Below are 25744 nucleotides of genomic sequence, written 5' to 3'. Positions count from 1 at the left end.
TAAGGAATCTATTAATTGACAAAATAGTGAATAATGAAAGCGGATACAAAATACGAATTCTAAAGCTGTTACGAGGATTTATATTAAAAAAGTTTTTTTCGTTAACGACTTACTGATGATTTGTTCGCAACTGTGATGTGTTAATTGTTAATCATAATGAAATGTTTCATCTTGCATAAGGGGGATAGTTGTCAAAAAGTTTTTGTAAGGATTGTATTTAAAAGCGCCCGGCAGCAGGCGACTAAAAGCACGATGATCCTGTAATGTCCTGGATCATCGTGCCTTATGGCGGGCTTTTTTTTGGAGGTTCATCATGGTTATTTTGTCAGTTCTACTATCCAATCTTTAAAATCGACCAATCGGTAATTTTTAGGTTTTTGATCTGTTCCGGCAATCATTACAGGAACCTCAGAATCTAATTTATGCAAAGAACCGTGAGCTGCTCCTCCTGCATGGTCAGGGCTTTGTTTTCCAACAAATTCATAACCAGGTTTTGCATCAACGATTATATACCGTCCCTTGTGAGAGTGAAGTGCTCCATGCAGTCTCGCTAAGGCATCCGGGTAGTCACTATAATTGATTTCATTTTGGTTATTTATAGACAAATCCAAGATGGAATGATCTCCGTTCAGCTTCCAGGATTGTCCGTACTGATCGGTGTACGGGCCATTAGGAGAAAAAGTGAGTGGTTTATCGAATCCTTTCGCCATTACAAAATTGGTATTGTTCTTTTTCCAAGCAATGAAACCAATTCTGGAATCGGATTTTAATTCTAATAAAATGTCTGCTGTCGCAATTGTTTCATCACTTACATAAATGTACGCCATACGCTCATTGACAGCTAGCGCAACCTGATTGTTAGATGGTTCGTCTGGTTTCCAAAAGGTATATCCACTCAATAACTTGTTTAAATCAATCAGTGCCTTACTTTTTTCATGTACAATGGCAGATTGCGAACTGTCACCATGGACAATCCATACGGCCTTTTTTAACGCTTCCTCCCATGAAGGATAGGCATTCAGTATCACCTGTAGCTGCTTATCCGCTTCTTCGATTCCTTTACGATCCTTTGGTCCGCTTTTATGAATCTGATGGTCCATATCGGGAAAGTAGGCGAGCGTAAATGGAGGCATTTTTTCCTCTTGAATAAAGTACTTCAGTTCATTTGCAGTAAATTGATTGTTTAACCCCATTGCTTTCCACAAAAGATTAAGCCGGTTCGTTTCCGGATTAAACTGTGATAAGCTGCCCATCGATAGAAGGGATGGTCCGTTTATTTTCACATCATGCGGCAACAGGTTCATTGTTGATGCGACTTTTGGGATGTGCAGTTGATGGACTTGATCTCCTCTGTAGATCAGGCCGTTAAGAGAAGCAGATTGGATCTCGCTTTTTGCCAGCTCTTCATAAATAGTGGGGATGTTTGGGTTTAAATGCGCCTTATTTAAAAGAATCAGACTGTCCAATAGCACTTGTTTGGCACCGAGGTTCAGCAGTTCGATTTTTCCAGGCCCATAATTAACCACTCGATTTTCATCCTGCTTAAACCAGACAAGACCCGGGATTTTGTGCTGATCAGCGTATGTACCCGTTAATATTGTACTGTCAATGGTCACAGACATCGTTGGATAAGAGCTGATCACGTTAGCATGATAGTGGCCATGTTTCATTAAAAATTCAAAAGCCGGTGCTTTTCCTTCATCAATTGCTTTTTGTAACGGCTGGTCCATTAGGGAATCGATTACTAATACAATAACCGGCTTTTCAGTTGTCTTAATTGAAACGTTTTTTAGATCTTTTGTAGGCGTAATGAAAAAATACCAGCATAGTCCAGTGACGATGAATAAGAAAAGAATCACTGATATGACGATTTTGCGTACCATTTAATTTCACCCTTCACTTTACATTGTTATTAGTATGGATTAAAAGAGGAAGGTGAATACTTCATTGGAAAAATAAAAAAAGCTTATAAACACGGCTTGATGCAGGCAGTGCCTATAAGCTAAGCTGTTTAATTTTCATTATCTTCGTTTGGTTTTAATTAAGTCACATTTTTGGTTTTTGATTTGGAGACTGCTGTTGAGAAGTTTGGTTATTCATCATACCTTGGAGCGGCTGTGTCATTTTTTGCGCTGGCTGCCCATTCATCATTCCCTGCACAGCCTGTGGAACTTGTTGGGCTGCTGGGCTATTCATGGCACTCCAAATGTTTTGCAGGAACGGCTGGAAAGTTCCGTTGCGTACGCCTCTTGCTATTCCAAAAAAAGCCGCACTTATAGCACCTAGTGACAACATAGAGGTAAGCATGCCATTTCGATTATTCACTATACATCATCCTCCTTCTTATTTTGAAAATAGCTTTTTTATTATGTGAAAGCAGGTCGTAATTATTCTGGTTTATCTTCTTCGTTTGTAGAAAGATACTTATTACGTGGGTAACATCATTGGAATAATGGGACTTTACTTTAAATAAAATGAATGTTGGCTGCTTAGCAAAGGAATCCTACTTAAAGGTAGGTTCATTTATGAAAAAATGATTTTGGGATTTATCTTACTTTCTAACCAGCAGCGCCTGCAGCCCAGTCTTCCTGGCAAAGTGAGACCATAAAAAAATTGTCATGCAGAATGGTGACTGGAAAATAGAAGGTTTTTTTTCAAAGCTCCAGGTTTACATTCTAAATAACTAAACCTGTCATATACTAGGGAGGTAAATTATACAAATCTTTATTTTACTCTAAACAGTTCCCTCCACTTATTTCTGCCGCCGCTATAGATTAGTGGAGGTTTTTTCTTTTTGGAAAGATGTCAAACCTTTAGTTACAAATACCTTCTGTTCTTCCCCAACACTCATAAAATCCTCAAATATCGTTATATTGCTTCACTGCTGTTACAAGCAAACAAAATCCGTTTTCTGGATGTTCCGGACATATTTTTCACGAGCTGGATACATTTAAAAAACATAAAAAATGGCTTTTTTCCTCATTCTAAAACTGTTCTTAAACACAAGGAGGGATCAAGCAATGACCGTAATTAGTGATGTAAAACAAACGATGGCTGGACTTAAAACGGTCCAAGCAAGCTTTGAAACATTTTCGCTCAGCACTGACAACCAACAAGCGAAAAAACTATACGAGGATGCAGCTCAGCAAACACAAACCATTATTGACAGTTTTGCTCCACGCATTGACCAAATTTTACAAGAAGAGCCTCAATATAAACAACAATGAGAAAGTGGGAGGTAAATTTTCCTCTCACTGTGTATGGAAATAGTTCAAAGCAGTGAATTTTAAAAGTGAAGGTGTTTGTCAGTGCAATTACCACCAAAAATATATCATTCATTTGTCCGGCCAAAATGGCTGACAAAAATATATATTCAAAATAATATTCAACGTCATTTTGATTTGTCAGATAAGAAAGTACTTGATTTTGGAGCGGGAACCGGAGCGAATTGTACCTTATGTTCACCTAATCATTACTTTGGAATAGACCCTGATGCGTACAGGATTGACTTTGCGAAACGCTTATATTCCCCATATCGATTTGAAGCCTTTATTGGTAATGAACTTCCTGCAGACGACAACTGCTTTGATGTGGTTTTAATCATTGCGGTTTTGCATCATATTCCCCCAGAAATGATCCAAAGTTATGTGAAGGAATTCAAAAGAGTGCTAAAACCAGGAGGGAAAGTGGTCGTGATAGAGCCATGTCTATTTGAAAAATCTCCAATCAGCAACTGGTTCATGAAATCAAACGATAAAGGGGATTATATTCAAAGGGAAGAGGAATATTTGCACTATTTTACGGAGGAAAATTTTAAATGTAATGTGCTAAGCAGGTTTAGAAAAATGTTTTTTTATAATGAATTATATTTTACAGCTCTTCTTTAAATTAATTCACCTTGCAGCCGTTCTAGCATAGCTCATCTCTTTTTACAATATCCAGAATTAAGGGCAAGGGCTGGTCTGCCAGATCAGCTTTTCTTTGATAAATAGAAAAAAATCAGTTGAACGAAAGAAATACATACCCAAAGCATTTATATATTCCCCGAAACGCCACTAATTACCGCTAAAAATTCTTCCTCAATCCCTTTATAATGATGATGAGAGGAGGAGAAACGATGAAATTAATTCTCTTGATTATGCTATGCAGCGTTTTGATGCTCCTTTTTTATCGAGCATATAAAAACACTCAAAAAGTGGCTTTAAATAAAATTCGTTTATCTGCTATAGATTCAGAACATACAACCAGCCCCCTGAACATCCTGCAAATTTCTGATATGCATCTCGAAAAAATATCCATTTCTCCAGAGCAGCTTTATGAGAAGCTTGCGGGTGAGAAAATTGATTTAATTGCCCTAACAGGTGATTTTCTTGATAAAAAAAGAAGCATTCCTCGATTAATTCCATATTTAAACGTGTTAAACCGCCTAAATGCGAAATATGGAATTTATGCTGTATTTGGAAATCATGATTACCATTTAAGACAAACAGATTTTGAATTGTTGAGAAAAGTAATGGAAGAGCATGGCTGTAAAACGCTTCAAAATGAGCTTGAAACCATTATGGTCGAAGGAAAGCTTGTTAATATTATTGGGATTGATGATTATCATACAAAGAGAAGCGACCTAAAGGCATCTTTTACAGGTATAAAGGAAGGATACAACCTTGTGTTAACACATGATCCGAATATTGTTCTCAACATGAAGGATTATTCATTCGATTATCTTTTGTCGGGTCACTTTCACGGCGGTCAAATTTATTGGCCTAAGCCATACCATCTCGCTAAACTCGGACGTGCGATGATGCGAAAGGATATGATTAAGGGCCTTCATTATTATGATGAAAAACCATTTTATATAAGTGAAGGATTAGGACAAACTTCTATTAATATACGAGTTGGCAGTCGTCCTGAAATCACTCTTCACGAGTTATCTCTAAATTCCATTGAAAAAGAAGAGACTCTGACAGCAGTATGATGTCAGAGTCTTTTTGTGTTGTATCCGTTTAATAAAGTATTTTCCCGGCAAGTCATCAAGGGGGCTTATTGTATAAAAATTTTGAACGAAGGGTAGCATACGCACGAAACCGTCTAGTAAAAGAAGTAATTAAGATTTAATCGAGAGCAAATTGCAACTTAGAAGGCGATATAAGAAAGACTCACCAGTTAGTCGATTAAAAGAGGAATATCTTTATTTAAAGACACAGGCAGGCTCAATCCTGTCTGTGTCATAGCTTATGAATCAGAGGTATTATATGTTATGCATTTGATTTTTAAAAAGACCCTCAACCAACTGAGCAGCGGTGATTTATGATAAAAGTACAGCACCATAAATAAGCGAAGATAAAACGACTAATCCAGGATGTAATTTTACTTTTTCCATCAACCAATAACTGCCGGCCGCCAGCACCAAAATATGAACCATGCTCATTTGAAAATAGGAATCGGAAAAAGCCTGAAATGCCATGACACCCAGCAGAACAGCGATGGTCGGCTTTACATAAGCGGTCATCCGTTTAACACGCGGTGAGGTTCGATTCTTGTATAAAATCCCCATCAGGGTAATCATTAAAATAAGTGACGGGGCGACAGTGGCGAAGACCGCAAGTATGGCTCCAAGATATCCACCTTCCTGAAAGCCAATATATCCGCCCATTTTTGTAGCAATCGGACCGGGCAGTGCATTTCCCATTGCAAACGCTTCGTTAAACTCTTGCACGGTCATCCATCCGTAACCATCGACCACTTCTTTTTGGATAAGCGGAATGGTGGCAGGACCACCACCGTAGCCTAACAGGTTTGTCATAAAAAACACCCAAAAAATGTGTAAGTAAATCACGCGGACCGCCCCTTCTTTTGTTTATCTTTTTCTCCTTTTTTCACCGGTTTCAAAAGCGCAAATAATAAAAGTGACGCAATAAGAATGGCTGGATGAATATGAAGGAATTCAATCAGCACAAGCGCGATAATAACATGCAGCAGCACAGCTCCCCATTTCAATCCCTTAATAGAGGTTTTTAAAAAATCTTTCGTCAAAACAGCCAGCATGACTCCGACAACGGGCAGCACACCTTTCGCCATTCCATGTACCCAAGCTACATCTTTAAACGTGGTAAATGTTGTTAATAAAATAATCATTAAGAAAATGGTCGGTAGTATAGTTGCCAGAATGGCATTGATTGTCCCTGGAATACCACCGATCCGATAGCCGATGTAGCCGGCCATTTTTGTGTTGATCGGGCCAGGTAATGTATTGCCAATCGCTAAAATATCTCCAAATTCTTCATTGTCCATCCACTTAAACCGCTCGACTACCTCCTTTTGAACAAGAGGAATCGTAGTGGGGCCTCCTCCGTATCCGAGCATGCTGCTTCGGAAAAAGGCAATAAAAATATCCAATTGCTTCATTATAAAATCATCCTTTTCCTATGCCTTTGACAATTTAAGGCTTATTTGTTGTTCATCCATCTCGTTCCAACTATTCGTAATAATTAATTAATTTTAGCATTCGAAATGAAAATAAAAAAGGTTTAAATATTACGAATAGAAAAAAATATCTGTCAGATAATCTTCCGAAAATCATTTATTTGTTCTCAGCTTCTTTTATGATGTTCCTAACATTTCACACAAAGGAGCTTACCTCATGAAAAAAACACATCCTGCTTTTGTTATTTTTCTGTTTTTCCTTGGCTGGGTCTTTATGTATGCGGACCGGAACATTCTTTCACCAGTAATGGGAAGTATCGGAGAGGAGTGGGGGCTTGATAAATCGCAGCTTGGCTTAATGTCGACCGTCTTTTTCGCTGCATATGCGGCGATGCAAATTCCAACTGGGTTTTTAGCTGACAAATTTGGACGGGTAAAAGTACTGGTCATCGGTTATTTGCTATTTGGGGTTGCAACGTATTTAAGCGGCATGGCGACCACATTTCTTATGTTTTTAATGATGCGTGCCCTAACAGGTCTTGGTGAAGGAACCTATTATGGATCGCAGTATGGGATATCCTCTACGATTACCCCAAGAAAATACCGCGGTCTTGTATCCGCTCTTATTAACAGCGGAATGGCATTTGGCATCTCGCTTGGCTTTGTGGCATCGAGTTACTTTACGTATACATTAAATAAAGGCTGGCAGTATCCATTTTATGTTTTTGCGATTCCAACCGTTATTGTGGCTATTTTAATAGCGATTTTTGTACGCGACAACACACATAAAGAAAAAACGGCAGTAGCTTTGGACAAGCAGGAGAAGTTTGACATGAAGTTGCTTTTTACCAAAAACCACATTCTGGTGTATGTGCTGATTTTCTGCTCGCTGTACGGATTTTTTGGCATGCTGACGTGGCTTCCATACTATCTTCAGACGGTGAGAGGCGTTGAAGCATCACAAACAGGCATCATAGCATCACTTGTTCCTTGGGCATCCATTCCAGGCGCCATATTATTCGGCTTTCTATCAGATAAAATCAAAAACAGAAAGCCGCTGATTATTTCGCTGGCGCTTGCCGGCGCGGTTTGCCAATTTGTCATACCGTACACTGAGAATTATTCGTTGCTGCTTGTCGGACTTGCTTTATATGGATTACTCGGAAAGCTGGCGCTTGATCCCGTGTTAATTTCATACCTGGCAGATATTACGCCTCCTGCAATGTATTCGAGGGTATACGGATTTTTTAATTTCAGCGGCATGCTGTCGTCGATTTTTGCCCCATATATTACAGGCTATTTTGCGGATATAACAGGGGAGCTGGAATTTGGTTTTTATATATCTGGCGCCCTATTGATCTTTGGTGCAATTGTGTTTATGTTTACTAATAATAAAGGGTATGTCTTGGAATCAAAAATGGAAGAATACAAGCCGGAAGGGGAAAAAGCTGTATGAATAGTGCAAAAGTTGGTACAAAAACAATGGTTGTCAGTCCTCATTATTTGGCTTCACAAGCCGGGAATTCAATTTTAGAAAAGGGTGGAAACGCTTTTGATGCCGCTGTCGCGGTCAGTGCGTGTCTAGCAGTCGTGTATCCACATATGACCGGGCTGGGAGGAGATTCGTTCTGGCTCGCTTACAGTGCAGATACAAAAAAAGTAAGAGCCTATAATGGGAGCGGCAGGTCAGGCGCTAACGTCACAAGAGAAACCTACAAAGGCGATTCTTCCATTCCGTTCCGTGGGATTAAAAGTGTGATTACCGTACCTGGAATGGTCGACAGCTGGGATGCAATCCTGAAAGAATATGGGCGTCTTTCTTTAGCGGACGTACTAAAACCAGCGATTGATTATGCCGCCAATGGATTTCCTTTTTCAAAAGACCAACACGAAAACACCGTGAAAAACTTGGATGTACTACGGGCAGAGCCTGTCACAGCAGCTATTTTTCTACCAGAAAGCCGCGTACCAGAGATCAATGAAAAAATTGTGCAAAAAGATTTGGCCAACACGTTAACAGAGCTTTCAGAAAAAGGAAGAGATCATTTTTATAAAGGAGAACTCGCTGAAAAAATCGTATCCTTTCTTCAAGAAAAAGGAGGCTTCTTAACGGTTGAAGATTTCGCGGCCCATAAAGGAGACTGGACAGAGCCAGTGTATACAACGTACAGGGGCTATACGATGTATCAAGTGCCGCCGAATTCTCAAGGGTTTACCGGGCTCATGGCGCTTAATATTTTGGAAAATTTTGATCTTTCATCCATTCCGCATGGGTCGTGTGGATATTATCATTTGCTTGTCGAAGCGTTAAAAAGAAGCTTTCAAGACCGGAATGCATATTTAACCGATCCAGCTTTTCATGATATCCCTCTTCACAAGCTCTTAAGTAAATCGTATGGAAAAGAGATGGCTGATTCGATCTCCCTGGATAGCACAAAAGACGTTATCACACAGCCAATTGGAAGTGACACAGCTCATGCAGCGGTTGTTGATGCAGAAGGAAATGCGGTGTCCTTCATTCAAAGCCTTTATTTTGAATATGGATCAGGCATTGTTGCAGGAGATACAGGGATCATTATGCAAAACCGCGGTTCTTTCTTTTCTCTAGACCCAGACCATGTGAACAGTCTTGAACCTCGGAAACGAACATTTCATACGTTAATGCCGGCGATGGCACTGAAACATGGAGAACCTGCGATTTTGTATGGTACACAAGGCGGTGAAGGGCAGCCGCAAACGCAAACAGCAATTATTACACGAATGATTGACTATGGAATGAATCCGCAACAGGCAATCAGCGAACCACGCTTTGTATGGGGAAGAACATGGGGAGAGGAAACACAGGAGTTGAAATTAGAAAGCAGGGTTTCTGATCAAATTACAAAAGAGTTAGAAGACGCCGGCCACGTTGTCAAAAGGGTCGGGGACGTAGATCCAATAATGGGACATGCCAATGCCATTTTAATCGATGAGCAAGGATTTTTGCATGGCGGTGTCGACCCGCGCGGCGACGGAGCCGCAGTTGGAAGTTAATATTTCTTCAAAAAAACAGGCAGCTTCTGTACCGCTGCCTGTTTCTTTACAATTTCATTCCCATCCTGCTCTTGTAGCGCTTAATCAACATTTGACAATCTACGCTTGCAACGCCTTTTAAAGGGTATAATTTTTCTGTTAGAAAACGCTCCATCTCCTGGTTATTTGTGAAGATGCCATGCATATGCAGTTTGCTTGGTCCGGTCATATGGTACAAGCTAGTCACAGCTGGTTCATTTTCTAAATGTAAAGCGACCTCTTCCAAATACTGTGGTTCAACTTCAACATTAAAAAAAGCAGATACATGAATGCCGACTTTTGCCGGATTTATAACAGTAGTGAACTTTTCAATAACGCCCTGCTCCATTAAGTTATTAATTCGTGTTTGAACAGCTACACGTGAAAGTTCAACCTGTTTTCCGATGTCGGTATAAGACGTACGGCTGTTTTCATGCAACAGTGAAAGAATCTGTTTATCGATCTCGTCGATAGCTAAATCTGGGATCCTGTAATTCGATGACATCGTTATGTTCAACTCCATCTGAGTAATGTTAAGCACGGCTATTTAGTTTTAGTGTACCATTATCAAGCATTGAATGAAAAAGGCAGGAAGTAAAGCTTAAGACCTTCTTTGAAGCTCTTCTCTAAAAAATATAACTCAGAAACTATAATTTTGAAAACGAAATAGAAGGTGAATTTGTTTGATAAAGACAGCCCTGTAAAATGAATTGAATAATAATTAAAAGCCAAAATGTTCAAAGTTTCAATAATTAGGCATCATTAGGTTGCATTTGATTAAATAGGCCAAGTGAGACCAAAGAGTTTATATACTTTGATTTTAGTAGTAAATTGGGTTGGGGTATTTATGATAAAGTTTTATTATCTATTTATAGTATCGATTTCTGGCGGTATGGATTAAAAGAGACTTTTGTTTATTCAATGGTATTTGGCGTTGGATTAAGAGTGATCCTTCTCTTTTGTTCTGACTTTTTCGCAGAAATTCAAGAATGAATTCAAAGACACAGTAATATCAATACTGTGTCTTTCGCTTTGTTATATAGTTTTTTTGAGCAGCCATAGACATAGCTGCTTGATAAAGGGTTATAGATCCTGAAGAATTCTGAACATATAAATCTATGCAGTGTTTGAGATTCCATTCAGCAGGAAATTATTAATTGCGCCAAACGAAATCAAAAGTCAGTATATTTCGTATATTTTTAGGGATAGATACGTTATATAACCAACTGATGATTTTGGTAGACATCCATTGACAAGTAATGGCTTGAAAGACTATTTCCCAATCGATTACATAAGACGTTATAAGAAAAATAATGCCGTTAATCCAAAATAACGGCTTTCCAGGACTGATATTCTTATATTTGGCAATAATTAAAGCGATTACACCCATTCCTCCATTAGAAATGCCCTGTCTAAGGAGAATCGAAACACCGGTGCCAAAAAAAATAGAACCGAATACTAGATCTATCCATACATGGGAAAATGGCGACTCCAAATATACATTGAATATATTGACAGAAATAGAGGTGATCGTGATGCCGAGGAGAGTACCGAGAGCACTGAAGCCCCCCAAATAGTGGACTGCAAATAAAAGCATGGAAGAGTTTACAAGCCACAACGCAATGCTCAGCGGTATATGAAACCAGTAATTCAGCAGCACTGTTAAGCCCGCTCCTCCGCCAGAAGGAATGAAATTAGGGAACAAAAACACACCCATTGCGAATCCCTGCATGACTGCTCCCACAGCAACAAGAAAGCACTTTCTAAATATTCCGCGAAATAGTGGTTTGGCATATTGGTTATCGTTGCTTTTCACAAAAAATCATCCCCAATAATTAAATGGCATGCAGTCCTGCTCTTATAATGTATGTCTCTTAAGAAGAGTGAATGACTAGGTGTACCCTTCATATATTCCTCATTCTATTGGCTGTACATTTCAACTCCAATATTAATAGTATAACATCAGTTTACGGGTGATATATGAATGAATGGTTCATTCTTACAGTTATAAGGTAAAAAAATAATATGGTAAATCTTTTTAAACTACTCGTCTGGAATTTTTGTAATGGAAATAACGGAACAACATAATAATCGAACTGGTCCATACCTGTACACCAATTGCATAAAAAAAATACGCAAGGAAACCATACATGTAGTATAAAACATCGCAAGCATTGAATAATCGAGGTGCATGTATGAATAAAAATGTAGACAAAGTAAGCGTGTGGTGTATTGTAAGTATGGCCTCCATTCCCCTCGTGATGACACTCGGAAATTCCATGCTTATACCGGTCCTGCCGATATTGGAAAGCAAGGTAGGGATTTCTTCCTTTCAGTCGAGTATGATCATTACAAGCTATTCCATTGCGGCTATTTTTCTTATGCCTGTTGTTGGGTATTTATCAGACCGGCTTGGACGAAAAAAAGTCATTTTGCCGAGTCTGGTCCTCGCATTAATTGGCGGACTGATTGCCGGGTTTGCTTCGTGGAAAATGGAAGATCCGTTTACATGGATCATTATCGGCAGGGTTTTGCAAGGGATTGGGGCATCAGGGGCAATGCCGATCGTATTGCCATTAGTTGGCGATCTATATAAAGATGATGATGAAAAAACAAGCTCCTGTTTAGGAATTATCGAAACATCGAACACGTTTGGAAAAGTGTTGAGTCCTATCCTGGGTTCCGTATTTGCTGCTTTTTTATGGTTTTTGCCTTTTTTCGCCATATCCGTTTTTAGCCTCATTTCGATCGTGCTGATTTTTTTCTTTATTAAAGCACCTAAAGAAAAGGATGAGCCGAAAAAGTTTAAAGAATTTTTGCAGAACACGAAAAAAACATTTAAAAAGGAAGGGAAATGGCTGCTTTCCGTATTCCTTCTTGGTTTTTTTGCCATGCTTGTGTTATTCGCCGTTTTATTTTTTTTATCTGAAAATCTTGAGAGTGTCCACGATATAAAGGGAATAACGAAAGGGTTTGTTATAGCGATTCCGCTTTTTTTACTGTGTATTGTTTCTTTTATTACCGGCCGTAAAATTAAAGGGAATTTACCGACGATGAGAAAAGTAATCATCGTTTGTTTGATTGCTTTGTCCGCCAGTATTATTTTTGTAGGCTTTACAAGCAAGAAACTAACCCTTCTTTTAATTGTTACCAGTATTGCTGGGATGGCAATCGGCGCGCTAATGCCTATACTTGATGCCATTATTACGCAAAATATTAAAAAGGAAGAGCGGGGCACGATCACTTCTTTTTACAGTTCGTCACGATTTGCCGGGGTCGCTGCAGGTCCGCCGATTATGTCACTAATGATGAAGGATTTTCTAAATATTGGTTATATTTCAGCTGGTGTACTAGGAGTTGTCCTTTTATTCATTGTAATGAAATGTATTAAAGTTGATGAAATTGAAAACTAAAGGAATAAGGATCGTACATCAGATTTGGGTGCATCGGTCCTTTTTCTATTAAACTGGAAAGAATGATCCTCTAGTATTAATATCCTCCGCTTATTTTATGACTGTGTAAACAGATCATTTCCCTCATGAAAAATAGTTCCGAAAGAAAGCCAATAAATAAAAGTCAAGTACCATCTGAAAAATGGGTGCATAAATTAGGTATAGGCTAATATGGCGACCGTTCTAAACCCGTCAGATGAGAGAGTGTTGAAAATGGAGAGGAGCGAACGATGGCAGTTACGATTTATCAGGGACACTCCTGCCACTTGGCCCGTGCCGACGTGAATGTTGTCATTGATGTCATTCGTGCTTTTACATTTGCACACTACGCTTTTATAAAAGGTGCAAAAGAGATTTTGCTTGCAGATACAATCCATTCAGCATTTCAAGTGAAGGAAAGACAGCCTGAATATTTGCTGGCAGGCGAAAAGAATGGATTGTATATTGCCGGGTTTGACCTTGATAATTCCCCAAAGAGCCTTATTGAAACGGAGCTTGAAGGGAAGACACTTGTCCAGAAGACAACCAATGGAGTGAAAGCTGCTTTGAATGCGCTCGATGCAAAACATCTTTTCGTCACGGGTTTTTCTAATGCCAGAACGACAGCAGAATACATTGAAGAAACGTTTGGAGCGGATAAAAAAATCCAAATTATCGCTTCCCATCCTACCGGGGATGATGATCTTGCCTGTGCTGAATATATGAAAGATATCATCGACAACCGAGACTGCCGGCGGGCGGCCGAGGCATCTTCCAGAATAAAAGGATCAGAGTCTGCTCAAAAGTTTTTTGACGATAACCGGCCGGAGTTTAACAGCGGTGATATAGAGATGTGTTTGAAAGAACTGAATTCTCACTTTGTAATGAAAGTGAATCAGAAAAATAATTTACCAAGAATTGTGAGGGTGGATTCATGATCTATACCGGGCTCAACCTGCCGAAAAGAAGCTGTAAACCAAGAATGGATGGAATCACCGTTCTGATTGATAACGGAGTCCCACTACAGTTTTTTCAGGATACGATTAATAGCTCAGATCAATATATAGATTTTGTAAAATTCGGGTGGGGGACATCTGTAGTAACAAAACATTTGGAAAAGAAGATCGCCTGCCTGCAAGAAAACGGGGTGGACTTCTTTTTCGGTGGAACGTTATTTGAGAAGTTTGTAAGCCAGAATAAAGTGAGCGACTTTGAAAGATTTATCCGTAAATTTAACTGCAGGTATATCGAAATTTCGAACGGAACGCTTGAGATGCCCAACAGAGAGAAAGCCATGTATATTAAAGATTTTTCAAAGGATTTTATTGTTTTTAGTGAAGTCGGGGCTAAGGACAGCAAGAAATCCATGTCTCAGGGTGCTTCTGAATGGGTTGAGTGGATTTTGGAGGATATGGAGTCCGGATCCGAAAAGGTCATTACAGAAGCCAGGGAAAGCGGAACTAGTGGGATATGCCTTGATAATGGAGAGATGAGGCTTGAAATTGTTGACAAAATTATAGAAGCTAGAGCTGATTTACAAAAGATTATTTTTGAAGCTCCAACTAAAAAAATGCAAACGGTTTTTATTAACCTGATTGGATCGAACGTCAACCTGGCCAATATTTCATTCGCGGATCCTATTCCGCTTGAAACATTAAGGCTTGGACTAAGGTCGGACACCTTCTACCTAAAACAGCAGTATGAGATCAATGAGGAATATAGAATGAAACAAGAGATATAAGCAGAAAATCATTGGCCGTTACTACTGAAATGATATTCTGCAATCTACCATGTCAACGTTTTGCTCTTACATTATTTTGGAGGAGTGGGAATTGCACTATTAATGGAGAAAAGCGTAAAAGCAACTCCATAATATGTATTCAATATAATATTAAGATGAACTTTCACGTCATCTCCTCCCTGCTTTTTTAAAAGAACATTTCACCTAATAATCCGATTCGTTTTAATTTCTTGCACTATTCGTCATAATATATGGTATGAATTTATAAGATCATGCGAGTTAGGAAAGGGCAGTGATTATGAAAAAGGTAATCGTAATTGGGGCTGGAATTCTCGGAGCATCAACAGCCTACCAGCTGGCAAAAATGGGTGCTGAGGTATTAATTATCGATCGTAAAGATAAAGGACAGGCTACCGATGCCGCTGCAGGGATTATTTGTCCTTGGTTATCACAGCGGCGCAATCAGGCTTGGTACCAGCTGGCAAAAGCGGGGGCACGCTTTTACCCTGATTTGATAGAAGAACTTAAACGTGATGGCGAGACAGAAACGGGTTATGCTCGAGTAGGTGTTCTCAGTATACATAAAGATATCGAAAAAATACGAAATATGGAAGAGCGTGCACAAACACGAAAAGCAGACGCACCAGAAATCGGAGAGATCGCCCAGCTTTCTGAAAAAGAAACAAGCGATCTATTTCCTCTGCTGGCTGAACAGTACCATTCTGTACATATTAGCGGAGGAGCCCGTGTTGATGGCCGGACCTTGCGTGATGCTTTACTGCGATCTGCACAAAGAAAAGGCGCAGTGCTTCTAACCGGGGATGCGGTGCTTCAATATCATTCAAACCGAGTAACAGGAGTAGCTGTCGGTGATGTAAGCTATTCGTCTGACAAGGTAATTGTTTGTGCTGGTGCCTGGGCAAATCAATTAATAAAGCCGTTAGGAATTCATTTTAAAGTTAGCTTTCAAAAAGCACAAATTTTGCATGTACAGGTACCTGATGATCATGAAACAGGCACGTGGCCAGTCATTATGCCGCCTTCTAGCGAGTATCTTCTAGCTTTTGATAACCAGAGGATTGTCATAGGGGCGACTCACGAAGATGATACAGACGGCTATGATTCACGGATAACAGCTGGTGGTATACAGGAACTTCTGAATAAAGGCCTAGAAATGGCTCCTACTATATTGAATAGCACTTTTCTGGAAGCAAGAGTTGGTTTTCGCCCCTTCACACCTGGTTTCCTGCCGGTAATAGGCGTTCTTCCAGGCTGGGATGGAATGATCGTGGCAAATGGGCTAGGGTCGTCCGGTTTGACAATGGGTCCATATATTGGGGAACAACTAGCGAAGATGGCGCTCGAAATGGATTTGGATATCGATGTAAATGATTATGATATTCAAAAAGCAATCGGGGACAGTTAATCCCCCGTTGCTTTTTGTTTTTAAAAAAGGATTGCCACTTGCCCAATAATGTTGGAATCTTTAATTTTATATAGAGAAGACCAACAGACTGAGGTGATTTGTTTTATATATCTGTTGTTTTTGATAAAGCAAGCTGGTCCTCAGGCAGCGCCTTGGCGGTGCCATCATTATTTAGAACAGTACGCCAAGTATACCGTGGTTCATAACCGAGGATCTTTCGGGCTTTATCTATTGCCATTAGCGTCTCATGACCTTGCACGTTTCTCTTTAAAGCTACATTAGGGAAAAACCTCTTTACTAAATCATGGCTAAGGTCGAGCATAATGGTATCCGGGGCCGTGATATGGAATATGTCATTTCCTAAATTCTTCTTTTCTATTGCAAGAAGACAGGCCTTTGCAGCGTCCCTGACATCGCAATAAGCCCAAGCGTTTTTCTTTTGAACATCCCTTTCCTTATCATTCCAATGCATGATAGGAATTTTTTCATATTCATCAGGCTCATATATATTGGCAAATCGAAGAGCCACGATCTGTGTGTTAGAAAGTTTATGGAACATTTCTGAAATGATTTCAGTCAGCCGTTTTGCCATTGCGTATGAGGACTTGACTATTGATGGGTGTTCTTCATCCACTGGAAGGTAACTAGCTCTTCCGGAACAAAAGGGTATCCCAAAACAGTTTCACTTGATGCCCACACAACTTTAGGAATTTTAAGATCTTTACAAGCTTCAAGGATATTAAAATTAACGAGCATATTATTTTCAAATATAGCCTGGGAAGTGTTGCGTACATCGGTAGGTATATTTCCAAGATGGACAACTGCATCACATCCTGTGAAAAGCTGACAGACCTGGCCGTAATCTCGCAATTCAGCTTGAATGAAATTTTTCGATGCAGACTCCTCTCTTAATTTTCTATCTGTAGCGATCACCTCATGCCCCGCTTCTAAAATTGTTCTCACAGTCCATCGCCCGATTTTACCTGCTGCTCCTGTTACGACTACTTTCATATTTACTGCTCCTTTTTTTATCATTCGATTATTCAGACAATGAAATTCAAATAAGCTCATCCTTCTCAGAAGTTTATACCTAATATCTTGGATAGAATTCCCCTTTGTAATTGTTTTATGAGTAGCAGCACGTTCAATTAAAAATGGTTTGGACTGAGAATTTTATTATTTGTTTTTTTAACGATTGGGGATAATACTTTGACACAATTATTTTACAAGGGCATAGGAGGCAAATGCAGTATGGAAAAAATTGAAAGAGGCGACATTTTAACGTTGATGGATGAGAATAATCAGGAGCAAGAATTTGAAGTGCTTGGCACATTAAGCATCGACGGAACTGAATACGCCGCTGTCGGATCTGTAGAAGAAACGCAAAAAGAGCCTGGTGAAGAAATCGAGATCTTCTTTTTCAAAATTGATGACGAAGAACAATTAACGATTATTGAGAGCGGCGAGGAATTTGATAAAGTATTTGTTGCGTTTGATGAATCCATTGAACAGTAATTAGACCATGAGAAGAGAGGAGAATAATTCATTTCCCTCTCTTCTTCCTCTATGTAGTCGGAATTTTCATTTGATTAAAGTTTTTATGATATTAAGACGAGATAGATAGGATTATGTTCCTTGATTTGAAGGAATTGAAAGCGCTGAAAGTGGATTCAGCAAAATAAGCAAATCCCTCTTTACATACATCCGGATTCTTTGACTGAATGCTCGAATGTTAAGGAATATCACCCTTTTCGGCAAGGTTTTTGGGGGATAAGAGAAGGATTCACGGCAGCCCCTCTCGGAGAATCGATTAGTTCACGAAATAAAAATTGGAGCGTTGTCCATACGCCGGGCCATTCAAACGATCATGTAGTGTTGTTCAATAAGGAGACGGGTATTTTATTTTCCGGAGATCTACTGACGAGTGTCAAACCAAAAGGGATGCTTCCCGGCGAATCTGTATCTGTTGCAATTGAATCACTTTCAAGGGTATTAATGTTTGATTTTCAAGAAATGTTTTGCTCCCATTTAGGGTACGTGGAGGATGGCAAAACGCTTTTACGAAAGAAAAAAGAGTGGCTGCAAGATTTGCAGAATGAGATAATCATCCTTTATAAACAAGGATGTTCGAAAAATGAGATCAGCCAAAAGTTATTTCCAAAAGCTCAGCCGTTGATTTCAGTATCCGATCATCAATGGAACCCAATTCATATCATCAACGATGTATTACATGAAGTATTCCCAGACTCGCTGCAAAATAGTGTCCAAAGATCTGTGGAAAAAGGGAGTATGAAATAAAAACATATATCTCTATTAAACATCTTTCAAGAGCGGCTGCATGCTGCTCTTTTTGATTTTCTTCTTCAATTCACTGAGCAGGTTGATTGAAAAAGAAGCTTTTTAGGTTATAATAACGTAATTAAAATAGAAAAAAAGGGTGAATATCAATGAGCTTGTTCTTTGATTTTTCTAAGTATATAAACGAAAATGGGGAGTCCTTAGCTATTGAAGTGGTAGAAGGGGTTATCCACCGAATGAAATTGGACATTCCTGATTGGGAAAAAGAACAAGCAATTGCCATATATGTCGAGCTTCTAAGGTTTTTCGGGGAATCACTTATTCAAGAAAGTGAAGATATAGTTCCCGATACCTTTATCGATTGGAGTAAAAGAAATGCAGCAATGCAAGTATCCTCCGGAAGGAAAATCTCCGAAATCGCGGTTCGTTATCCACCGACTAGAGACGTCTATACGGAAATTTTAACGAGAATTAGTATAGAGCTTGGGTTGTCTGTAAAGGAAAATGCTCTAATTATTAAACGGATTAACACAATGCTAGACATCAGCTTAAATGAAACAGTAATAGCTTTTGAACGTCTTATAGATGAAGCGAAGGAAGAAACACAAAAAGAACTGGCGGCATTATCTGCCCCTGTTATTCCTGTTAAAAATGGCATTGTGATTCTTCCCTTGATTGGCGAAATGGATCACTACAGGGCTAATTATATTATGGAGCATGTTATCCCCAAAATAGCTGACATGGAAATTAATCACGTCATTGCAGACTTTTCAGGCATTTTCACTATTAATGTAGACGTTGCAGAATATCTCCATCAAATAGGAAACATGCTTCAGTTAATGGGAATTCATGTTATCACTACAGGTTTACGTCCTGAACTGGCACAAATAGTGGTCAACAGCCGAATTAGCATCTCTGCAATTGAGACGTATCCCACTGTTAAGAAAGCTTTAGAAAGTATTAAGTAATGTTTTTGCTACTAACTCTGTTGAAAAAGAGTTGTTATCAGTAACATTTGGCAATAAACACCTTCTAAATTAAAAGAGCTCTCTTAAGGAAATACAATCTTAAAGTCAAAAAAAGCCTGATCGCTGCCTTTTGACGATCAGGCTTTCTCATTCTAAGTGATGAACTATTTTTTATGCAAAATCAAAAAGTGTTTTTGGCGGATTTCGGATGTACGCTCTGTGAACGGAGAATTCGTCCAGAGATTCACCGCTCCTATAAATTCATCCGGTATATCTACTTGGATCAACTTATTTTCAGGATTGAGAATTAACAACATCTTTTCATTCCTGCTAGATTTCACATAGCTGATTAATGCAGGATGGAGATACTTGAACGTAAAGTCTCCTCCATTTCCAAAAACCGGGATGCTTCTCCGGAATGAAATCAATTTTTGGATGAATTGGAATAAGTCGCGGTCTTGCTTTTCCTCATCCCAGATCATGCATTTTCGACAGCCAGGATCTTGTTCTCCCGTCATGCCAATTTCGTCGCCATAGTAGATACAAGGCGACCCTTGAAAAGACAGTGTGAACAAAAAGGCGAGCATGAGATTTTCTTTATTTTCTTTAGCTACTGTCAAAATTCTTGGCGTATCGTGACTTCCAAGTAAATTGAAGGCAGCTTCATTGACAGAGACGGGATACGACTGCAGTATGTGAATCATCTCATGTTTGAATTCCTCCGCCGTAATGGCACCCTTCGCAAAGAAATCAACAACCGCATGAGAGAAACGGTAATTCATTACAGCATCAAACTGGTCTCCATTCAACCATGGCATAGAGTCATGCCATATTTCACCTAGAATATAAACATCAGGTTTCACTGCTCTCACTGTCCGTCGAAAATCGCGCCAAAACTGGTGGTCTACTTCATTTGCAACATCAAGCCGCCAGCCGTCAATATCAAATTCCTCAATCCAATAGGCTGCGACTTTCAATAAATAATCTCTGACCTCAGGATTTTCTGTATTAAATTTCGGCATGATTTTTTCAAAGCCGAATGCATCGTAGTTTATGGTTTCGCCTTCTTGCAGCGGAAACTTCCGAATATGAAACCAGTCCTTATAAATAGACTGCTCTCCATTTTTAACAACATCTTGAAATGGGCCAAAGTAATAGCCGCTATGATTAAAAACAGCATCCAGCATGACTTTGATTCCTCTTTTATGGCATTCGCGCACCAGCTGTTTTAGAATCTTTTTATCTCCAAACTGCGGATCAATTTCCATATAGTCTATAGTGTCATACTTATGATTTGTTTTGGCTTTAAAAATAGGTGTAAAGTAAATTCCGTTTACTCCAAGCTCCTGCAAATAATCAAGGCGATTTATGATTCCTTGAAAGTCTCCCCCGAAATAATTATCCCTCTCTGGAACACCTCCCCAAGGTAATGTTCCAGGCGGGTTTAATGTCGAATCTCCATTATCAAATCGCTCAGGGAAAATTTGGTACCATATGGTTTCTTTCACCCAATGGGGCGCACAGAAAACATCAGCCGGATTTAAAAATGGAAAACTAAAATAAGCACCGCTGTCTCCTGGAGCTTCATCAAAGAAACCTCTTTCAGTGTAATAAGCAGTTGTTTCGTTGCTTACGCATTGAAACCCGTAACGAAGACGACGGAATGGGGGCTTTACTTCCGCAAACCAATAATCAAAAAGCTCATCTGATCCAGCATACTTCATTTCTTTTTTTGTATGCTGCCAAATCCCGTCTTCGCACATGTACGGGTCACCGTGCAAAAGAATCACGTTTGTAAGATCCGTTTTCATAGACCTCATTCGTATATGCACGGTTTCATCATCGTAGGAATAGGCAAAATTATTTTTTGGGCGATGATAGATTGCTTGTTTAAACATGTAAACCCTCCTTATTAATCGGAAAAGGGCTCATCTCTGGGATATTCAAGAGGTGAGGTTAAGACCAAGGGTGTTTTTTCAATCAGGTTAAAATCAGTTCTTCCGTTTGACTTAAGGTACCTTTTTGATTCAAAAATCGGTGGATTGCTTCATTAAACTCACTGAAATGCCGCGGTGGAACTTCATGAAAGGCACCCTTAATATAATTAACTTTTACTTGGGCGGCTGCCGCTTGAAAAGGTTTGCGGTAATGATGCATCGTTTTTTCATTAGAACCATAGACGAGGAGGACAGGCATTGTTAATTTGTGGAGCCGTTCCGTTGCCGAATAGGAAAGACCTGCCTCGCAAAATTCATAGACACGTTGAGGATTGGCTTTAGAAGCGTAGAGATAAAAATCTTCTTCATCCTCTTTTGTGACTTTGTGCGTTTTTGCCTGCACCTTTGCGATAAGTGGAACTTGGTTTCGTTTAGAAAACATCATGCCGAGTTTAATGGTGCTTTTCAGGAAGAAACTATTCACTTCAGAGTACCCGCCAGATAGGATTAGTGCTTCTGTCCGCTCCGGGTATTGTAAAGCGAACTCTTGTGCAATCGTGCCGCCATTTGAGAAAGCGCAAATAACCGCTTTCTCAATCCCGATTTCATCGAGCAGCTTTTTTAAATCTTTCGATAAAAGGGGAATGGATAAAGGTATATCTCCGGCGGTGCTCTGTCCATGGCCTCGAAGATCATAAAAAATAGTTTGATAGCGGTCTGCCAGCTGTTCCTGATGTTTAAAAACCTTATGTCCGATAACCGGCGGATGGATAAAGACAATGGGTCTTCCTTTCCCTTTGACCTTGTAATAAAGCGAGACAGAATCATCTGTTTTCACATATGGCATACTAGCATCTCCATTCATTTCTATGTAAGTGTTACATTCCCATAAAGATTCTTTATTTAGATACCCCCGTTTTATTTTTTAAAATCATTCTTCATTGCAAAAATTATCTATAAGTTGAACTATTTATAAGGGATAATTTTGCAAGAATTGGACATACCTAAAGGGCACCGTGATTTCGAAGATTATTCGGTATCAGAGCATATAAGAAAAAGAGTTCTCCGTATGGTGTAATGGTTCTGGAGTATCAAACGATTAAGAGGATAACAAAAAGCTATACGGGTTGTTAAAATATATCTTCTTTAGGCTGGTGATTCATCTTATTTCATGCTTTGTTTTTATTAAAAGATCAAAGGGTATTCTTTATAAGAATAGATTGAAGAAAGAAGGGGAGAACACAGTGGAAATGCTTTTTATCTTCCTTTATCTGCTAATTATTATGCTTGTCATTGAGGTTTCGGTTATTCTTTTTTATATCACTGGTCTGAAAAAACCGGTTTCCCGATATCAGGTCATTTCCATGCTGACAGGCACTGGATTCACAACGGATGAATCCCAGTTAATAATTGACCATCCAATTCGAAGACGGATTAGTGCATTTTTAATATTGTTTGGTGCTTTTTCCCTTGCAGTTGTCATTTCCGCCATGACGAATATGTTGTCGGATGATTTGCGTTTAAAAGAGTTGCTCGTGATCAATACTGTCCTAGCCATTGTGCTGCTTATCGGAAAAATCCCTATTCTACAAAACAAGCTTCGAGATAAGTTTGATTATGAATTGCATAAAAATCTCGACATTTCTGAACTTCCGATTAAAGACGCCTTATACTTGGACGAAAATGATGTCGTAACAGAAGTCGCGATAGAGGAAAATTCTAAACTCGTTGGAAAAAAGGTAGTCGACTTGTTTAAAAATGAAGAAGATATTACGCTGCTCTTTATCAAACGCGGTGAAATAAACATTCGAAACACGATGCACAATGAAAGCATTCAAGCCGGTGATGATCTTTTTCTGTACGGAAATAAAGAAGAGATTGAAAAGAAGTTTTTAACGAAAGACGGAAAAGAGGAACCACAAGAAATTGAGCGTGCTTAAGCCAAAAACATTTTTTGGCTCAAAGCTTCAGTGCTGGTTGATTATAAGATAAATTATTAAGTCGCTGTGCTATGGTGCTAATTATGAATGACCGCAACGTGCTCTTACTCGAGGAAAGAGGGCCAAAATCCTTTAGTACCTTAAAAGAAGTGATTTTTAATTAATCCAGTCTCTTCTAAAAAGATAAAAGGGGAAACAGACATAATGTTTGTTTCCCTTTTGGTTATCCTAATTATATTTTAAATTTAGATACTTCTTTTTGTAATTCTTGAGCAAGCTTACTTAAAGAGTCTGCAGAAGCTGCAATTTCTTGTGTGGATGCAAGCTGTTCTTCGGATGATGCTGCAACCCCTTGCGTACTTGTTGCAATTTTCGCGGAAGCTTTTGTAAGCTGATCCATAGAACCTGTTAATTGCTCCGTACTTGCTGATATTTCTTCCGTTGCAGCGGATACTTCTTGGACCTGAGTCGTTACTTCCTGAATGGAGTTAAGGATTCGACGGAAAGCTTGTCCCGCTTGATTTACAATCTCTGTTCCTGACTTGACATCCTCTGTCCCTTTTTCCATTACGTTTACAGCGTGGCCTGTATTTTCTTGTATTGTGTTAATAATTGATTCAATCTGTTTGGAGGATTGCTGTGACTGTTCAGCAAGCTTTCTTACTTCATCTGCAACAACTGCAAATCCTTTACCATGTTCGCCGGCACGTGCTGCTTCAATTGCCGCATTTAGTGCAAGGAGGTTTGTTTGGTCAGCAATTTGTTTAATTACTGCAGTAATATTGCCAATTTCTTTTGAGTTTTCACCTAGATCTTTTATGACTGCCGATACATCTTGGACAGAAACAGTTATACCTTCCATTTGATGTATTGTTTTTTCAATAATCTCGTTTCCTTGTTCAGCTTCACCTAGAACCTCAGTTGATGACTCAGATACTGTTGAAGCTGATTCGGCAATTCGCTGCAGACCAGCTGAACTTTCTTCCATTCCCTTTTTATTATCTTCCATGCTATTGATTTGATCTTCAGCTGCAGTTGAAATATCTTGGACAGTCTCTGTCACTTGACTGGCGGCCTGCATAGATTGCTCAGAACTTGCAGATAATTGTTGAGAAGATGCCGCAATCTGATCAGCACTTTCTCCTAGTTTGCGTATTAATTCCTGTAAATCCTTTTTCATTCGGTTAAAAGCTTTAGCCATCTCTCCAATTTCATCCTTGTTTTTCACCTCAATATCTGAAATCGAGAGGTTTCCATCTGCAATTTGTTTCGCCGCTTGAGCTACTTTTGTTACAGGTTTAGAGATTATGCGTCCAATATAGAAGGCAATTAAAAATCCGGCTAATACAGCAATTGCTGCGACTACTAATAATACATTTTTCACTTGGGTTGCAAGCTGCAGCGTTGTTTCATTTTCTTGATCCAATACATCTTGGCAAAGCTTCTCCAGTTCAATTGCCTTTTTAGATATTTCATCTGTCAAGGGAGCTAATTCTCCCGTAAGCAGCTTAGTATAGCCGGCAGTGTTATTTTGTTGCTTGTAAGCAATTACTTGGTCAGCGGTTTGAATGTAGTCGACTTGTAATTGATCTAATTCTTCCAGCATCTTTTTTCCCGAATCAGTTTCTAAAAGAGTCCCTAATTTTTTATGTGCCGAGCTGAAATCTTTTTGTGCATTCTCAAAATCTTGAAGTAATTTGTCGTTTCCAGTTATTACATATCCCCGGATGCTCTTCGCTTGTTCTGCAGCGACATATTTAATTTCTTTTGCATTAATCACTTTGGCTGTTTGTAGATTTATCAAATCGGAGTACGTACTGGTTATAGAGGTCAGCTGATACACACTGATTCCTGTGATAAGACATAACAGGATAATTACCCCCAAAAAACCACTAAACAATTTTTTACCTATACTCATCTTTTAATTACCTCCATTAACTATTACTAGTAAAATTTAAGAAAAAATCTATTTTGTTGCCTCATTCTGCACTTGGCTTATTTGTCTCCGAATCGACTCTATATCTTGTAAAGAAGCAAATAAACTGTTTATGTTAATAATTGAAATATCCAGCGATGATTCTGTTAATTGAGCTGTAATGAATAGGAAATCGACTCTACATACTCCTTGGTTTTAATTACCCATGACCTTTGAATTATTTTCAATGAATTTTAATTATAACAACCTACAATAAACTAACAACCACTTTATCGACATTTTTCGACAAAAACAAAGAATTATGTCGAAATAGTGAAATACATATTACGGTATTTGACTGCAGCTTTCAGATGCATTGATACCGCATTCATGCTACGGTTATTCAAAAGATAGAAACTTTCCTACATACAGAACCTATAGCTCTAGTAATAAAGTAATTGGCAGCGTAAAAGAGGGGCATTACTGAAAAATCATCAGGATAAGCTGGCTTCAAAAGACTACTCGAAAGCAAAATGGGTCAAACAACCGATTTTCCATTTTTAAAGGAAGATGGGCATAATAAACCAACACCGTAATGGCTTTTGTAAATTTTA

General features: G+C 39.0%; 24 protein-coding genes. 13 read left to right on the top strand and 11 right to left on the bottom strand.

The window, feature by feature from the left end; all coding sequences use genetic code 11:
• Positions 1 to 317: 317 nt before the first annotated feature.
• Together BTO28_RS07535 and BTO28_RS07530 are read right to left on the bottom strand one after the other, a co-directional pair.
• Positions 318 to 1883: an alkaline phosphatase family protein gene (locus tag BTO28_RS07535; protein ID WP_076764929.1), complete on the bottom strand. Its 1566-nt coding sequence runs from the start codon at positions 1881 to 1883 to the stop codon at positions 318 to 320.
• Between the two features lie 163 nt (positions 1884 to 2046).
• Positions 2047 to 2325, bottom strand: coding sequence for a hypothetical protein (locus BTO28_RS07530; RefSeq protein WP_083711380.1), 279 nt, complete (start codon positions 2323 to 2325; stop codon positions 2047 to 2049).
• 695 nt (positions 2326 to 3020) lie between these two features.
• On the opposite strand from BTO28_RS07530, the gene BTO28_RS07520 reads away from it, so the two are divergent.
• The 3 genes from BTO28_RS07520 to BTO28_RS07510 all read left to right on the top strand — a co-directional run bounded on the left by BTO28_RS07520 (position 3021) and on the right by BTO28_RS07510 (position 4975).
• Positions 3021 to 3227, top strand: a complete 207-nt coding sequence (locus tag BTO28_RS07520; protein WP_076764927.1) for a DUF1657 domain-containing protein — start codon at positions 3021 to 3023, stop codon at positions 3225 to 3227.
• Positions 3228 to 3308: 81 nt separating this feature from the next.
• Entirely contained in the window at positions 3309 to 3887 is a 579-nt protein-coding gene (locus BTO28_RS07515) for a class I SAM-dependent methyltransferase (RefSeq protein WP_076764926.1), read from the top strand.
• Between the two features lie 230 nt (positions 3888 to 4117).
• Positions 4118 to 4975 carry a metallophosphoesterase gene (locus tag BTO28_RS07510; protein ID WP_076764925.1) on the top strand — a complete coding sequence of 286 codons (858 nt, stop codon included), beginning with the start codon at positions 4118 to 4120 and terminating at the stop codon, positions 4973 to 4975.
• Positions 4976 to 5305: 330 nt separating this feature from the next.
• On the opposite strand, the gene BTO28_RS07505 is transcribed toward BTO28_RS07510, so the two are convergent.
• Together BTO28_RS07505 and BTO28_RS07500 are read right to left on the bottom strand one after the other, a co-directional pair.
• Entirely contained in the window at positions 5306 to 5836 is a 531-nt protein-coding gene (locus tag BTO28_RS07505; RefSeq protein WP_076764924.1) for a chromate transporter, read from the bottom strand.
• Positions 5833 to 6405, bottom strand: coding sequence for a chromate transporter (locus tag BTO28_RS07500; protein ID WP_076764923.1), 573 nt, complete (start codon positions 6403 to 6405; stop codon positions 5833 to 5835). Before BTO28_RS07500 ends, BTO28_RS07505 begins: the two co-directional genes overlap by 4 nt.
• Before the next feature lie 235 nt (positions 6406 to 6640).
• Between BTO28_RS07500 and BTO28_RS07495 the strand changes: the two genes are divergently transcribed.
• On the top strand, positions 6641 to 7879 hold the full coding sequence (locus BTO28_RS07495; protein WP_076764922.1) for an MFS transporter: 1239 nt from the start codon (positions 6641 to 6643) through the stop codon (positions 7877 to 7879).
• On the top strand, positions 7876 to 9456 hold the full coding sequence (ggt, locus tag BTO28_RS07490; protein ID WP_076764921.1) for a gamma-glutamyltransferase: 1581 nt from the start codon (positions 7876 to 7878) through the stop codon (positions 9454 to 9456). Before BTO28_RS07495 ends, ggt begins: the two co-directional genes overlap by 4 nt.
• Before the next feature lie 46 nt (positions 9457 to 9502).
• Here ggt and BTO28_RS07485 read toward each other — a convergent pair whose 3' ends face one another.
• Positions 9503 to 9979, bottom strand: coding sequence for an Lrp/AsnC family transcriptional regulator (locus tag BTO28_RS07485; RefSeq protein WP_076764920.1), 477 nt, complete (start codon positions 9977 to 9979; stop codon positions 9503 to 9505).
• A gap of 648 nt (positions 9980 to 10627) precedes the next feature.
• Positions 10628 to 11290, bottom strand: coding sequence for a YitT family protein (locus BTO28_RS07480; protein WP_269843863.1), 663 nt, complete (start codon positions 11288 to 11290; stop codon positions 10628 to 10630).
• 379 nt (positions 11291 to 11669) lie between these two features.
• Between BTO28_RS07480 and BTO28_RS07475 the strand changes: the two genes are divergently transcribed.
• The 4 genes from BTO28_RS07475 to BTO28_RS07460 all read left to right on the top strand — a co-directional run bounded on the left by BTO28_RS07475 (position 11670) and on the right by BTO28_RS07460 (position 16072).
• Entirely contained in the window at positions 11670 to 12887 is a 1218-nt protein-coding gene (locus tag BTO28_RS07475; protein WP_076764919.1) for an MFS transporter, read from the top strand.
• A gap of 269 nt (positions 12888 to 13156) precedes the next feature.
• Positions 13157 to 13843, top strand: a complete 687-nt coding sequence (locus BTO28_RS07470) for a 2-phosphosulfolactate phosphatase (RefSeq protein WP_076764918.1) — start codon at positions 13157 to 13159, stop codon at positions 13841 to 13843.
• On the top strand, positions 13840 to 14646 hold the full coding sequence (locus BTO28_RS07465) for a phosphosulfolactate synthase (protein WP_076764917.1): 807 nt from the start codon (positions 13840 to 13842) through the stop codon (positions 14644 to 14646). Before BTO28_RS07470 ends, BTO28_RS07465 begins: the two co-directional genes overlap by 4 nt.
• Positions 14647 to 14944: 298 nt before the next feature.
• Positions 14945 to 16072, top strand: coding sequence for an NAD(P)/FAD-dependent oxidoreductase (locus BTO28_RS07460; protein ID WP_076764916.1), 1128 nt, complete (start codon positions 14945 to 14947; stop codon positions 16070 to 16072).
• 103 nt (positions 16073 to 16175) lie between these two features.
• Here BTO28_RS07460 and BTO28_RS17660 read toward each other — a convergent pair whose 3' ends face one another.
• Together BTO28_RS17660 and BTO28_RS17655 are read right to left on the bottom strand one after the other, a co-directional pair.
• Positions 16176 to 16706 carry an NAD-dependent epimerase/dehydratase family protein gene (locus BTO28_RS17660; protein WP_269843862.1) on the bottom strand — a complete coding sequence of 177 codons (531 nt, stop codon included), beginning with the start codon at positions 16704 to 16706 and terminating at the stop codon, positions 16176 to 16178.
• Positions 16682 to 17083: an NAD-dependent epimerase/dehydratase family protein gene (locus BTO28_RS17655; RefSeq protein ID WP_269843861.1), complete on the bottom strand. Its 402-nt coding sequence runs from the start codon at positions 17081 to 17083 to the stop codon at positions 16682 to 16684. The genes BTO28_RS17660 and BTO28_RS17655 overlap by 25 nt, the downstream gene beginning before the upstream one ends.
• A gap of 240 nt (positions 17084 to 17323) precedes the next feature.
• Here BTO28_RS17655 and BTO28_RS07450 point away from each other — a divergent pair, with 240 nt between their 5' ends.
• The 3 genes from BTO28_RS07450 to BTO28_RS07440 all read left to right on the top strand — a co-directional run bounded on the left by BTO28_RS07450 (position 17324) and on the right by BTO28_RS07440 (position 19338).
• The gene (locus BTO28_RS07450; protein WP_076764915.1) at positions 17324 to 17587 is read left to right on the top strand and encodes a DUF1292 domain-containing protein; all 264 of its coding nucleotides are present in this window, start codon (positions 17324 to 17326) and stop codon (positions 17585 to 17587) included.
• Positions 17588 to 17740: 153 nt separating this feature from the next.
• Positions 17741 to 18370: an MBL fold metallo-hydrolase gene (locus BTO28_RS16960; RefSeq protein ID WP_144289467.1), complete on the top strand. Its 630-nt coding sequence runs from the start codon at positions 17741 to 17743 to the stop codon at positions 18368 to 18370.
• A 149-nt stretch (positions 18371 to 18519) separates the two neighbouring features.
• Positions 18520 to 19338, top strand: coding sequence for an STAS domain-containing protein (locus BTO28_RS07440; RefSeq protein ID WP_076764913.1), 819 nt, complete (start codon positions 18520 to 18522; stop codon positions 19336 to 19338).
• Between the two features lie 164 nt (positions 19339 to 19502).
• Here the strand turns inward: BTO28_RS07440 and BTO28_RS07435 are convergent, their stop codons facing one another.
• Together BTO28_RS07435 and BTO28_RS07430 are read right to left on the bottom strand one after the other, a co-directional pair.
• Positions 19503 to 21236 carry a glycoside hydrolase family 13 protein gene (locus BTO28_RS07435; protein WP_076764912.1) on the bottom strand — a complete coding sequence of 578 codons (1734 nt, stop codon included), beginning with the start codon at positions 21234 to 21236 and terminating at the stop codon, positions 19503 to 19505.
• Positions 21237 to 21318: 82 nt separating this feature from the next.
• Complete coding sequence (locus BTO28_RS07430; RefSeq protein ID WP_076764911.1) at positions 21319 to 22122, bottom strand: alpha/beta fold hydrolase; 804 nt, start codon at positions 22120 to 22122, stop codon at positions 21319 to 21321.
• Positions 22123 to 22525: 403 nt separating this feature from the next.
• On the opposite strand from BTO28_RS07430, the gene BTO28_RS07425 reads away from it, so the two are divergent.
• Positions 22526 to 23215: a TrkA C-terminal domain-containing protein gene (locus BTO28_RS07425; RefSeq protein ID WP_233129841.1), complete on the top strand. Its 690-nt coding sequence runs from the start codon at positions 22526 to 22528 to the stop codon at positions 23213 to 23215.
• A gap of 232 nt (positions 23216 to 23447) precedes the next feature.
• Here BTO28_RS07425 and BTO28_RS07420 read toward each other — a convergent pair whose 3' ends face one another.
• A complete protein-coding gene (locus BTO28_RS07420) occupies positions 23448 to 25133 on the bottom strand; it encodes a methyl-accepting chemotaxis protein (protein ID WP_076764909.1) in 1686 nt (561 codons plus the stop codon).
• Between the last annotated feature and the right edge of the window lie 611 nt (positions 25134 to 25744).

The sequence above is a fragment of the Domibacillus epiphyticus genome (genome assembly GCF_001975785.1).
Classification (GTDB): Bacteria; Bacillota; Bacilli; order Bacillales; family Domibacillaceae; genus Domibacillus; species Domibacillus epiphyticus.
This window is presented reverse-complemented; position numbering and strand designations above follow the sequence as displayed.